Genomic DNA, 12,923 nt, shown 5'->3' on the forward strand with positions numbered 1-12,923 from the left:
GGGCCAGCTCCAGCGGCTCGCGGGCCAGGGTGAGCACGCCGGCGTCCAGGCGGGACAGGTCGAGCAGCTCCTCGACGAGCCGGCCGAGGCGCTGGGTCTGAGCCAGGGCGGTCTTCATGGTGTCCGGATCGGCCGGCACGACGCCGTCGACGACGTTCTCCAACACGGCCTGAAGTGCGGTGATGGGGGTCCGCAGCTCGTAGACATTGGCGAATGAGGTCACGGCGCTGCTGGTCGGCGGCGCCGAGGTCGGCGGCCATCTGGTTGAAGGCCATGGCCAGCTCGCCGACCTCGTCCTTGGCGGTGGTCCCGCACCCGGCCCTGGTACTGGCCGCGGGCGATGGACTTGGCGGTGGCGGTCATGGCCCGCAGCGGCCGCGTCATGCCGTGGGCCAGCACCTGCGAGGTGCACAGGGCCAGCACGATGGCCACGGCGGCGGTCGCGGGCGGCAGCCAGCCGATCCGCCACCAGAAGAAGGCCAGCGCGGTGGCGCCGGAGGCCACCACCACGATGCCCAGCTTGAGCTTGATCGACCGCACCGGGTCCAGCGGGCGGGGCAGCCGCCGCAGCGCCGCCACCACGCGGTTGGTCACCGTCATCTCGGCACCTCCAACGCGTAGCCGACGCCGTGCACGGTCCGGATCAGGTCGGCGCCGAGCTTCCGTCGCAATGCCTTGACGTGACTGTCCACGGTGCGGGTGCTGGCGCCGTCGTTCCACCCCCACACCTCGGACAGCAGCTGTTCCCGGGGCAGCACCGCCCGCGGCCGCCCGGCCAGGTGCACCAGCAGCTGGAACTCGGTCGGCGTCAGGTGCACCTCGTCGCCGGACCGGTGCACCCGCCGCTCCACGACGTCGATCTCCAGGTCGGCCAGCACGATGCGGTGCCCCTCCAGCTGCTCGGCCCGGCCGGCGCGGCGCAGCAGGGCGTGCACGCGGGCGGCCAGCTCGCGGATGGAGAACGGCTTGGTCAGGTAGTCGTCGGCGCCGACGGCCAGCCCGACCAGCAGATCCGTCTCCTCGTCGCGGGCCGTCAGCATCAGCACCGGGACCGGCCGCTCGGCCTGGATCCGCCGGCACACCTCCAGCCCGTCGAAGCCGGGCAGCATCACGTCGAGCACCACCAGATCCGGCCGCCGCGCGCTGGCCGCGGCCACCGCCGACGGCCCGTCGGCGGCGATGTCCACCGCGAAGCCCTCGGCCCGCAGCCGTGCCGCCACCGACTCGGCGATCGTCGGTTCGTCGTCGACGACCAGCACCCTGCGTTGCTCGACCGAAGGCCGTCCCTCTGCCATGGGACCGACCCTAGACGCGGGCCGTGGAGAGCGATGGCGGAAGATGTGAAGGTCTCGTGGAGGGGGTAGGAGAAGCGTGAACCGGGTGGTGGCCGACCGCTACGTCATCGTCGGCGAGCTGGGCCGCGGCGGCATGGGCGTGGTGTGGCGCGCCGACGACCGGGTCATCGGGCGGCAGGTCGCGCTCAAGGAGATCCAGGTCCCGCCGGGCGGCATGGACCGCGTGCTGCGCGAGGCCCGCACGGCCGGCCGGCTCAACGACCCGGGCGTGGTCACGGTGTACGACGTGCTCACCGACCGCGGGTCCACGTTCGTGGTGATGGAGCTGGTCGAGGCCCCGACGCTGGCCGACATCATGGCCGCGCAGGGCCCGCTCGACCCGCAGCGGGTGGCCAACATCGGCCTGGCCCTGCTGGCCGCGCTGGAGGTCGCGCACGCGGCCGGCGTCGTGCACCGGGACGTCAAGCCCAGCAACGTGATGCTGCTGCCCGGGGACCGGGTGAAGCTGGCCGACTTCGGCATCGCCCGCGCCATGGACGATCCCGGCCACACCGCCAGCGGCGTGCTCGGCTCGCCCGGCTACATGGCCCCGGAGCTGTTCAACGGCGGCTTTCCCAGCCCCGCCTCCGACCTGTGGGCGCTCGGGGCCACCCTGTTCCACGCCGTCGAGGGCCGTGGACCGTTCCACCGCGACACGACCGCCGCCACCCTGCACGCGATCATGTACGAGGAGGCCCACCTCCAGCACTGCCAGGGTCCGCTGGCCGACGTGATCAAGGGCCTGCTGATCCAGGATCCGTACCAGCGCTGGTCGCCGGTGGACGTGCGCCAGGTGCTGGCCGGCGGCGAGCGCCCGGCGGCCACGCGGCCGGTGGACCCGTGGGAGGACGAGCCGAAACCCGGTCGCCGCAAGGCGTTCTTCATCGGGGGAGCGGCCGTCGCGGTGGTGGCCGTGGCCACGACGTCCGCGGTGCTGCTGAGCGGTTCGGGCCAGCAGGACGGGGTCGCCTCGGCCGCAGCGATCGGCTCGACCACGGCGACGACCACCACCTCGGCGCTGCCGACCACGACCACCGCCGCCACCACGACGTCGTCGGCCACCACGACAACCTCGGCGACCACGACGACACCGACCGCCACAACGACCTCGAAGCCGCCGCTGGTCCTGGCCCTGCTGACCCGATACCACAACCCCAAGGGCTTCCACTTCAGCGGCACGCCCAAGGCCGCCGTGCCGGCCGGCTTCACCCGCGAGGGGTCGCTCGGCTCGCTGGTGGCCAAGGCCGAGCCCGGCACGATCAAGCTCTACTCGTGCAAGATGAAGACCACCGACGACCACTTCAGCTCCGTCGACCAGACCGGCAACTGCGAGGGCCAGACCTCCCTCGGCCTGCTCGGCTACGTCTTCCAGAACAAGCCGGCCGGCGTCGCCGCCACCGCGCTGTACCGGTGCAACGCCGGCAACAGCCACTTCGACTCGGTGATCGCCAACTGCGAGAGTCCCAAGGTCACCAAGGAGGGCACGCTCGGGTACGTGGTGTCCGCCGGATAGCGCGTGTTCGCCCGCGCGGCGACGGCTTTTTTGACGTCACGAGGTCACGTTTCGCGACGTAGCGTCGTTCCTGCCGATCCCCGTTTCACCCCCCGTAACGGGGATGGGCCCGCTGTCCCGGCTCCTCACCCTTCTGGAGCCGGGGCAGCTCTCCCAAAAATACGGACTCAGCACACCTTCTGGGGAAGTTTACCCAGCTCGGCGACCAGTTCCGCCAGCCGCGCCCGGTACTTGCGCACCGACTCCACCTTGATCTCCTCGTAGCCCCGGACCAGGTCGGGCAGGCCGGCGATGCCCATGGCCAGCTCGTCGGGGGCGCCGCCCAGCTGCTCGACGACGGCCACGTACTCGGTGATGAGCTCCCGCTCCAGCCGGCGCAGCGAGGTGTGCCCGAACAGGTCGAGCCGGCTGCCGCGCAGCCGGCGCATCGAGCGCAGCACGCGGAAGGCCGGACCGGCGGTGCGGCCCAGGGCCAGCTTGCGGCGCATGCCCAGCGCCCGCAGCAGCGGCGGGTGCAGCATGACCTTGACCTTGGCGTCCGGGCCGAACTGCTGGCGCACGGCCGGGTCGAGGTGCAGGCGGGCCACCTCGTACTCGTCCTTGTAGGCCATCAGCTTGTAGAGCTGGCGCGCCACGACCTCCCGTACGGCCTCGTTCTCCACCCCGGCGAGAACGTCGACGTACCGGCGGGCGTAGCGCGTGTCCTGGTAGCCGATCAGATCGGCGGCGCGGGTGAGCGCGACCGGCGAGTCGATGCCGGCCTCGGCCAGGATTTCCCTGGCCTGGTCGAGGAAAGGCTCGGCGCGGAGGAGCTCCGGGGTGGCGTTGTCCTCGGTGGACGGCCAGGTCGGATCGAGCACCAGCTTGCGGCCGGCCCGGAAGGCCTGCACGGTGGTGGCGACGCCGACGCCGTTCTGCTCGATGGCCGCCTCGATCGCCTCGGCGCTCATCGGCAGCAGACCCGACTGGTAGGCCGCGCCGATCACCAGGAAGTTCGCGGCGGTGGTGCTGCCGAACAGCCGGGTGGCCACGCCGAGCGCGTCCACGGTGATCATGCGGCCGCCGATCGTGCGGTCCGCGATGGTGCCGAGAAGCGTTGCGCTGGCCGGAAGAACCTTGCCCGGGTCGGTGACGGTCTCGCCCGTCGGCGTCTGGCTGGTCGACACCACGGCGACCGTGCGGTCGGGGGCGCAACGGTCCAGATTGGACGAAGACGTGGCGGCGAGGGCGTCGAACGCCAGGTAGGTGTCGGTCGCACCGAGGCCGACCAGGCCCGGGCGTTCCCGGTGCTCCGGGCCGATCCGCAGGTGCGACACCACCGCGCCGGCCTTCTGGCTCAGGCCGGTCTGGTCCATCGCGCGGGCGTCCATGCCGTCCAACAGGGCCGCGTTGGCCAGCACCTGGTTCGCCGTCACCACACCGGTTCCGCCCACGCCGACCAGCACCACGTTGGCCTGGCCCGGCCTGTGCGCCGGCTCCGGCAGGTCGGCGGACAGCTCCGGCGGGCGGACCTTGGCCTTGGCGGCGCCGGGCACGACCGTCATGAACGACGGGCAGTCGCCCAGCAGGCAGGAGAAGTCCTTGTTGCACGAGGTCTGGTCGATCCGGGTCTTCCGGCCGAAGTCGGTGTCGGCCGGCTCCACGCTGAGGCAGTTGGACTTGGCGCCGCAGTCGCCGCAGCCCTCGCACACCGCCTCGTTGATGAACACCCGCTGCTCCGGCTCGGGCGCCAGGCCCCGCTTGCGCTTGCGGCGGTTCTCCGCCGCGCAGGCCTGGTCGTAGAGCAGGACCGTGGTGCCCTTGACCGTGCGGAGTTCGCGTTGCACCGCATCGAGATCGTCACGATGCCTGACCGTCACGCCCGTGGCCCATGCCGTGCCGCGCGAGTACTTGCGCGGATTGTCGGTCACCACAACGATTTTCGCGACGCCCTCGGCGTGCAGGAGGTGGGTCACGCCGACCGGGTCGATGGCGCCCTCGGCGTCCTGGCCGCCGGTCATCGCGACCGTGCTGTTGTAGAGCAGCTTGAAGGTGATGTCGGTGCCGGCCGACACCGCCTGCCGGACGGCCAGGCTGCCGGAGTGGAAGAACGTGCCGTCGCCCAGGTTCTGGAACATGTGGCCGGTGCCGCTGAACGGGGCCGCGCCGACCCAGGTCGCGCCCTCGCCGCCCATCTGCGTCATGCCGAGGCTGCGGTCCATGAACGTGGTCATCGCGTGGCAGCCGATGCCCGCCGAGGCCAGGGATCCCTCGGGCACCACGGTGGATCGGTTGTGCGGGCAGCCGGAGCAGAAGAACGGCGTCCGGCTCACGGCCGTGAGCGTCAGCTGGGGACGGCGGCGCGGCAACGGGTGCACCGCGTCCTTGCCGAAGCGTTCCGTCAGCATTGTGGTCAGGGACAAGGCGATCCGGTCGGCGTCGAGCTCGCCGTTGACCGGGATGATGTCCTTGCCCCGCACCCGAGGCCGGGTCGGCAGGTCGTAGAGCGCGTCCCGGACCAACGGCTCCACGAAGGCCCGCTTGTCCTCGACGACCACGATCTCGTCCAGGCCCTCGGCGAACTCCCGCACCGTCTCCTGGTCCAGCGGGTGCACCAGGCCCAGCCGCAGCATCCGCACGCGGTGGATCTGCTCATCGATTCCCAGGCGGTGCAACGCTTCGCGAAGCTCCACATAGGACCGTCCGACACCGATGAACCCGATCTTCGCGCCCTCGCCCGCGCCCCCGATGCGATTGACCCCGTTGGCCCGGGCGAACGCCGTCGCCGCGGCCAGCCGGCCGTCCAGCACCTCGCGTTCCATCGCCAGAGCCGACGGGATGTCCACGCCCGGCTTGCGCGTCGGTTGCCAGGGGCGACCCAGCCAGGTGAACTCCGGCGTGACGATCTCCAGCGGCTCGGCGACGTCCACCACCTCGGTGGCGTCGGCGATGCTGGTCAGGATGGTCAGGCCGACCCAGGTGCCGCTGTACCGGGACATCTCGATGCCCAGGCGGCCCAGCCGCAGCACATCGGCCACCGAGGCCGGCGCCAGCACCGGCATCATGGCCTCGGCCAGCGCCATCGTCGAGTTGGACGGCAGCGTCGAGGACTTCGACGCCGGGTCGTCGCCGGCCACCGCGAGCACGCCGCCCTTGGGAGTCGTGCCCATCCAGTTGCCGTGCTTGAAGGCGTCCGAGGAGCGGTCCACACCCGGCGCCTTGCCGTACCAGAGGCCGAACACGCCCTCGAAGCTCGGATCCGGCAGCTGCGTGCTCAGCTGCGAGCCGTAGACCACGGTCGCCGCGAGCTCCTCGTTCACGCCCGGCACGAACCGGATGTCGTGCTCGGTCAGCAGCTTCTCCTGCTTGAGCAGGAGCTGGTCCAGCCCGGCCAGTGGGGATCCCCGGTACCCCGAGACCAGGCCGGCCGTGCGCCAGCCACGGGCGCGATCGGCCTCGCTCTGGTCGACGAGGAGCCGGGCCAGCGCGTGCACACCGTTGAGCAGCCGCCGATCGGACACTTCGACCCTCCTAAAACCTGCGCAGGTTGACCTAGATTGCACGTCCTAGGGGGGCTATTGCGCAACACAATGCTCGTCCGATTGAGCGATATGCTCAGCACGGATGGCTCAACGGACGAGGGAGTGAGCAGAACGGTGACTCTCGACACACTGGACCTGCGCATACTGCGTGAGCTGGTGCGACGGCCCCGTGCCGGCATCACCGAGCTGGCCAGTCTGCTCGGCGTCGCGCGCAACACCGCGCATGCCCGTGTCCAGCGCCTGGAACGGGATGTGGTCAGCGATCGCAGCCGCGACGTGGACCTCAAGGCCATGGGCCTGGAGGTCGCCGCCTTCGTCACGCTGGAGGTCGCCCAGGGGCGCTTCAACGAGGCCGTGGCCGGTCTCAAGACCGTGCCCTACGTGCTGGAGGCCCACGGCATCGCCGGCGCCGGCGACCTGCTCGTACGCGTGGTCGCGCGCAGCAACCAACACCTGCACCAGGTCGTCGCCTCGGTGCTGGCCTGCCCCGGCGTGCTGCGCAGCACCACCGCCGTGTCCCTGACCCAGCCCGTCACCTACCGGGTGGACCCGCTCTTCGAGGTCGTCCAGGGGGAGTGAGCCGGGGTCAGCGGCTCCGGGCCTTCGGCTTGGCCTTGGCCTTGGGCTTCGCGGCGGCCTTCGCGGCCGGCTTGGCCGGAGGATTGGCCTCGCGGTCCTTCAGGCGCTGCTGCTCGTCCCGGAACTCGGCCTGGGTCTCGCGCTCGTGCACCAGCCAGTCGGGGTTCTCGGTCTTGAGCGCCTCGATCTGGTCGGTGGTGAGGGCCTCGGTGACGCCGCCGCGGGCCAGGCCGCCGATGGAGACGCCGAGCTTGGTGGCCACCACCTGGCGCGGGTGCGGGCCGTTGCGGCGCAGGTCGGTCAGCCACTGCGGCGGGTTGGCCTGGAGCTCGTTCAGCTCGTCGCGCGAGACGACCCCGTCCCGGAACTCCTCGGGCGTGGCCTCCAGGTACACGCCCAGCTTCTTCGCGGCGGTCGCCGGCTTCATCGTCTGGGGTGTCTTCTGCGACGTCATGGGCACAGGGTAGTGGCCGGTAACCTGGCCCCCGTGACTGCACCTGCCTCGTTCCGGCTCGCCTACGTGCCCGGGGTCACTCCCGCCAAGTGGGTGCGCATGTGGCAGGAGCGGATGCCCGGCGTCCCGCTGACCCTCGTTCGGGTGACGCCGGCCGCCGCCGCGGACGCGGTTCGCCTTCGCGACGCCGACGCCGTCCTCCTGCGGCTGCCTATCGACCGCACGGGCCTGCACGCCATCCCGCTGTACATCGAGACCACCGTCGTCGTCGTGCCCAAGGACCACTTCCTGGCCGCCGCCGACTCGTTGACGCCGGCGGAACTGGCCGACGACGTCGTCTTCCAGCCGCTCGACGACGTTCTGGAGTGGACGGAGCCGCTGCCGGGCAAGCCCGCCCTGGAGCGCCCGGCGACCATCGAGGACGCCGTCGAGCTGGTCGAGGCCGGCGTGGGGCTGCTGGTCCTGCCGCAGTCGCTGGCCCGGCTGCACCACCGGAAGGGCCTCACGTACCGGCCCTTCGCCGACGCGCCGGCCTCGCAGGTGGCGCTGGCGTGGCTGGAGGGGGAGACCAGCGAGCTGATGGAGCAGTTCATCGGCATCGTGCGGGGCCGGACGGTGAACAGCAGCCGCGGAGCCCAGCCTGAACCGGCCAAGGCCGCCGAGCCCAGCAAGCCGGCCGCCGGCAGGAAGCCAGCCAACGGGAAAGCAGCCAGCGGGAAATCGACCGGCGGGAAGCCGGCGCGGTCCGCCGGTGCCAACCAGCGCCGTGGCGCCTCCGCCACGCGTGGCGGAGGCAAGGGCAAGCCCCGCCGCCGAGGCTGATGGGCCGGGCGGGTGAATTCCCGCCGTTCGGGCCGCTGTGCCTGAAACGTTCGATTCCCTGGTCGCGAACCCGACCCTGGGAGGTGCTCCGGGTGGCGACGTCGGAACCTGATCGGCCGGAGGCCCCCGAGGGCGGACCGTGGGTGAACAACACGTTCTCCGGCAGCGCGGATGTCGTCGTCCAGGCCGGCGTGGTGCACGGCGACGTGAACGTCAACTACGTGCCCGGACGGCTGCCGGCGGCGGTGTTGGCGGCCTACCGCGCCCAGGTTCGGGACACCGCGCCGGACGAGTTGCTCGACCGGGACACCGAGCTCGACGAGCTGCGTCGGTTCTGCGCCGGGGACGCCCCGTACGCCTGGTGGCAGGCCGGCCCGTGGGCGGGAAAGTCGGCGCTGGCGGCCTGGCTCGTGCTGCATCCACCGACCCGGATCGACGTCGTGGCGTTCTTCGTGACGGCCCGGCTGGGCGGTCAGTCGGACAGCGGCGCGTTCGTCGCGGCGGTCTCCGAGCAGCTGGCCGCCCTGCTGCACCGGCCGACCGGCACGGCGACGGTCGGGGCCAAGGTCGGCGACATGCTCCAGCTGCTGGCCGACGCGGCCGACCAGGCCGAGCAGTGGAATCGCCGGCTGCTTCTGGTGATCGACGGCCTCGACGAGGACACGCGGCCGGCCGGGGTGGCCAGCATCGCCGCCCTGTTGCCGCGGCGGCCTCCGTCGGCCGTACGGGTGCTCGTCACCAGCCGGCCCCGGCTGTGGCTGCCCGACGACGTCCCCGACGACCATCCACTTCGGACGGTCCGGGTCCGCGAGCTCTCCGCGTCGCCCCACGCCGCCGCCGTCGCCCGGCTCGCCGGCCTGGAGCTGGACAGCCTACTGGCCGGCCCACAGCTGCAACGCGACCTGCTCGGGCTGATCGCCGCGTCCGGCGGCGGTCTGACCGTCGACGACCTCGCCGCGCTCACCGACCACTCCGAGTACGAGATCCGCCGGCAGCTGCAGGGTGCGTTCGGTCGCAGCGTCTCGGGCTGGACCGGCCCGCCGGTGGCCGGCTACCCGTCCGTGCCGGTGTACCTGTTCTCGCACGAGACGCTCCGCGAGGAGGCCACGCAGAGCCTGGGACGCGGCGGTCTGAGCGGGTATCACCGCCGGCTGGGCACGTGGGCCGACTCGTACCAGGAATCGGGTTGGCCCGCGGAAACCCCGCACTACCTGCTTCGGGGCTATCCCCAGGCCCTCGCCGCCGTCGACGACCTCGAACGCCTTGCTCGGTACGCGACCGATCGCATGAGGCATCGCCGGATGCGGACGCTGACCGGCGGCGATCTGCTCGGGCTGACCGAGATCCGGGTCGCGCAGCAGGCCCTGTCCACGCAGCACAGCCCGGACCTGATCGGCCTGGGCCTGCTGGCCGTCGAACGCTCCAGCCTCCTGCATCGCAACGCGGACGTGCCGGCGCAGCTGGCGGCCGTGTGGACGTTGATCGGCCAGTCCGTGCGCGCCGAAGGCTTCGCCGCGGGGATCCAGGACTGGGCCAGCCGTCGCGATGTGCTGCTGGCGCTGGTCCACGCCCACACGACCCTTGGTCACGAAAAGGAGGCCCTGCGGTTCGCCGCCGACCTCGTGACCCATGTCGAGACGACCGAGCCGCTGCCGAAGGCGTCCGCGCTCCTCAGTCTGCTGGGCGTGATGCCGGCGGGCGCCATGGCCACCGAACTGGTCGACGGCCTGGTCGCGTTGGTCGACGACGGCGGGGAGCGGCGCCGGGACAACCTGCTGGCCATCGTGTCGGGACCGGTCGCCCGTGCCGGTGATCCGGACCGTGCGGAGCTGCTCACGGGCCGGATCCGGAATGCCGGGACCGCCGCCGTCGCCCTCATCGGCCTTGTTCGGGTGGCGGCCGCGGCCGGCGACCTGACCCGCATGAACCGGCTGGCCGGCCAGGTGAATGTCCATATCGGACAGTTGGTGGACGTCGAGGACCGCGCCCGGACAAGGCTGCGACTGGTGACCGCGATGGCCGGCAACGGCGACGCCGAGGCGATCGCGACGCAGGTGGACGTCCCTCCGGAACAGGTCAGCGCGCTGGCCCGGACAGCGGCGGCCGTCGCCGCCACGGACCAGGGACGGGCGCGCCGACTGGTCGCGACTGCTCAGCGCGTCCTTCCGCAGGTCACCTTCGCCAATACGCGGGTATACGTGCTGCTCGACCTGATGGCCGCCCAGGCCGCAATCGGTGACCAGGACGCCGTCGTCACCACGTCCCGCGAGGTGGAGGCGCTCATCGGCCAGCTCGACGGATACGCGGCGGATAGCTTCCGAGGCGATCTGGCGCGGGTGTGGGCGGGGCTAGGCCGGCTGGACCGGGCCGAAACGCTCATCCGCGGGCTGACCGACGGTGACTGGCAGCAGAACCTGGCGAACCTGGCCCGTATCGCGGCCGAGGCGGGCGACCACGCGCGTGCGGCCGCCCTGGCGGACGAAGTCGACGCCGGTCTCGAACGGGCCGAGGTGTTCTATCGAGATGTGCTCATGTTCGTCGAAGCCCTCGCCGCGGCCGGCAATTACCCGTCCGCGGTGCGGGTCCTCGCCTACGCCGAGGCGCTGGTGTCGCGGAACGTGGACGACTTCTTCGGGCTGGAGGCGATCGGCGGGTTGGTGGCCGCCGCGAACAGCAGTCGGGCTCCGGACCACGTTCACCAGCTCGCGAACCAGGCCGAGGCGATCCTGAGCACCGGCAGCCGCCTCGATCGGGGCGGCATCGTGGCCGGCCTGGTGGTGGCGGTCGCGGCGGTCGGCGATCGTGAACGGGCCGTTCGCCTCGTCGCCGCCGGAGAACGATCCGCATACGAGGACGAGTACTTCGCCCCCGGCCGTGCCAAGAAGCTGTCCGACCTGGCCGGCGCGGCGGCCACGGCCGGGGAGACGGAGTCGGCGGCGCGGCTGGCCGACGACGCGGCGTCCTTTGTGGACCAAATCAGCTTCTCCTCCGACCGGGAGCAGGCGCTGGCGACGCTCGGCGCCGTCATCGCCGCCGGCGGCGACCTCGATCGGGCCGAAGCCGTCGCCCGGCGGATCGCCGACCGTGAGATTCGGTTGACGCAGCTCACGAAGCTGGTCGGCGTGGCCGCGCGTCGGGGCGACCAGGCGCGGGCGACCCGGCTCGCCCGTGAGGTGGAGCAAGCGATTCACCAACTGGCCGTGCTGGTGCCGGACGCCTGGCACACGACTCCGCAACTTCGGACGCGCGGCCTGGCCGCACTGATCAACGAGGTCTCGGCCATCGGGGACGGCGCCTGGACGGCCTGGATCGCCGACAGCGCCGAGGCCTACGCGGCGCAGATCGACGACCCCGATCGGCGAGCCGAGGCGTTGGGCACCCTGGCCCTGGCCGCGGCTACCGGCGGCGATCGGACCCGGGCCGGTCGGCTGGCCGAACAGGCGGAAGCACTGCACTGGCAGGGCTCGGGGGAATCCAACCTGGCCGCGCTGGTGCAGGTGCACGCGCTGAGCGGGAACTTCGACCGGGCCGAGGCGCTGGCCCGACGGATCGTGAACCGGATGAACGGCGCGCTGGCCAGGGCCCATGCGCTGGTCGGCGTCGCGAAGATCGTGGCCACCACCGGGAACGCCGCTCGGGTCCGAGCCCTTGCCGACGAGGTGATGATCGCCGCCGGCATTGCCACCCCTATCTGGCCCTACAGCACCGTGTTCGCCGATCTGGTCACGCTGACCGCCGGCGAGGTCGCCGGTGAGGCGGAAAGGCTGCTGCGGCAGGAAAACAACGCGGGAATGCAGATGCGCGCCCTGGCCAAGCTGGCCAAGGCCGTCGCGCCGACCGGCGACGCCGAACGCTGCCTGCGCCTGGCCGATCTCGTCGAGGTGCTGGCCCACCAGGACGACATGCTGATCTACCGGGCCGAGGCGATGGGCGACCTCATCGAGGCCTTGACCACCCTCCAGCGACACGACCGCGTGACGCGCCTGATCGACGAGACGGTCCACGCGATCGACGTGGCCGACCACCCGGACTTCCAGGCGGCGGCCTATGCCTCACTGGTGCGGGCGGTCAGCGCGATCGACCGTCCCGACGTCACGGCGGATCTCACCGCCCGCGCGCTGGGCTTCATCGACCAGATGCCGTATCCCGAGGAGCGCGACCAGGCGTTGATCAACCTCGCCCGCACCAACGCCATGCTGGGCCGGTTCGACCCGGCCATCCAGCACGCCGAGCTGATCACCGAACTCCCGGCCCGGGCGATGGCCCTCGCCGTCGTCGCCGGGCACCTGGCCCTCGCCGGTGACACCCGTGCGGCGCAGATCGCGGACAGCTGCGAAGGCGTCCTGGCCCAGATCGACGATCCGGCCACGCGCGGGCATGCGCTGCTCACGGTCGTCGGCACGCTCGGACCCCATGACGCGGCGCGTGCGGAGAGGTTGCTGGCCGCGGCCGAAGCCTTGGTGCCGAGCGACTTTGACGGCCTGGCCAACGCCCTGGCCGGGCTGGCGGCGACGACGCGCCGTGCTCAGCTCATCCCACGCGCCCGCCGAGCCCTCGCCGTCGCGCTGACCACCCCGAATTGGCTGCAATCGCTGCCGGGCCTGGCTCGGATCGATCCGCTGGCCGTCACCACGATCGCCGACGAGCAGATGGCCCGCTGGTCCGAGTCTGCCTGAAACCGTATTTCGGTGTGCCGGACA

The 12,923-nt window shown here is 71.8% G+C and carries 7 protein-coding genes and 1 pseudogene; 4 read left to right on the forward strand and 4 right to left on the reverse strand.

Going from position 1 to position 12,923, the window contains the following annotated elements; translation table 11 throughout:
- A pseudogene (locus tag KUTG_RS42725) lies at window positions 1-600 on the reverse strand (HAMP domain-containing protein); the annotation flags it as partial.
- Complete coding sequence (locus tag KUTG_RS42730; RefSeq protein ID WP_084580452.1) at window positions 597-1,295, reverse strand: response regulator transcription factor; 699 nt, start codon at window positions 1,293-1,295, stop codon at window positions 597-599. The gene KUTG_RS42730 and the pseudogene KUTG_RS42725, both read right to left, overlap by 4 nt.
- A 76-nt stretch (window positions 1,296-1,371) precedes the next feature.
- On the opposite strand from KUTG_RS42730, the gene KUTG_RS42735 reads away from it, so the two are divergent.
- Window positions 1,372-2,847, forward strand: a complete 1,476-nt coding sequence (locus tag KUTG_RS42735) for a serine/threonine-protein kinase (RefSeq protein WP_255360975.1) — start codon at window positions 1,372-1,374, stop codon at window positions 2,845-2,847.
- A 167-nt stretch (window positions 2,848-3,014) separates the two neighbouring features.
- Here the strand turns inward: KUTG_RS42735 and KUTG_RS42740 are convergent, their stop codons facing one another.
- Entirely contained in the window at window positions 3,015-6,347 is a 3,333-nt protein-coding gene (locus tag KUTG_RS42740; RefSeq protein WP_052396066.1) for an indolepyruvate ferredoxin oxidoreductase family protein, read from the reverse strand.
- Between the two features lie 135 nt (window positions 6,348-6,482).
- On the opposite strand from KUTG_RS42740, the gene KUTG_RS42745 reads away from it, so the two are divergent.
- Complete coding sequence (locus tag KUTG_RS42745; protein ID WP_043725297.1) at window positions 6,483-6,947, forward strand: Lrp/AsnC family transcriptional regulator; 465 nt, start codon at window positions 6,483-6,485, stop codon at window positions 6,945-6,947.
- A 7-nt stretch (window positions 6,948-6,954) separates the two neighbouring features.
- Here KUTG_RS42745 and KUTG_RS42750 read toward each other — a convergent pair whose 3' ends face one another.
- Window positions 6,955-7,401, reverse strand: coding sequence for a DUF5997 family protein (locus KUTG_RS42750; RefSeq protein ID WP_052396067.1), 447 nt, complete (start codon window positions 7,399-7,401; stop codon window positions 6,955-6,957).
- Window positions 7,402-7,500: 99 nt separating this feature from the next.
- Between KUTG_RS42750 and KUTG_RS42755 the strand changes: the two genes are divergently transcribed.
- Both KUTG_RS42755 and KUTG_RS42760 read left to right on the forward strand, forming a co-directional pair.
- Window positions 7,501-8,223: a LysR family transcriptional regulator substrate-binding protein gene (locus KUTG_RS42755; RefSeq protein WP_084581559.1), complete on the forward strand. Its 723-nt coding sequence runs from the start codon at window positions 7,501-7,503 to the stop codon at window positions 8,221-8,223.
- A 92-nt stretch (window positions 8,224-8,315) separates the two neighbouring features.
- Window positions 8,316-12,899 carry a P-loop domain-containing protein gene (locus KUTG_RS42760; RefSeq protein WP_157495188.1) on the forward strand — a complete coding sequence of 1,528 codons (4,584 nt, stop codon included), beginning with the start codon at window positions 8,316-8,318 and terminating at the stop codon, window positions 12,897-12,899.
- Window positions 12,900-12,923: the final 24 nt, after the last annotated feature.

This window comes from Kutzneria sp. 744, assembly GCF_000568255.1.
Classification (GTDB): Bacteria; Actinomycetota; Actinomycetes; order Mycobacteriales; family Pseudonocardiaceae; genus Kutzneria.

Coding starts and splice junctions, on each gene's coding strand:
- KUTG_RS42730 (WP_084580452.1), bottom strand. CDS start 1,295: ATGGCAGAGGGACGGCCTTCGGTCGAGCAACGCAGGGTGCTGGTCGTC.
- KUTG_RS42750 (WP_052396067.1), bottom strand. CDS start 7,401: ATGACGTCGCAGAAGACACCCCAGACGATGAAGCCGGCGACCGCCGCG.
- KUTG_RS42755 (WP_084581559.1), top strand. CDS start 7,501: ATGTGGCAGGAGCGGATGCCCGGCGTCCCGCTGACCCTCGTTCGGGTG.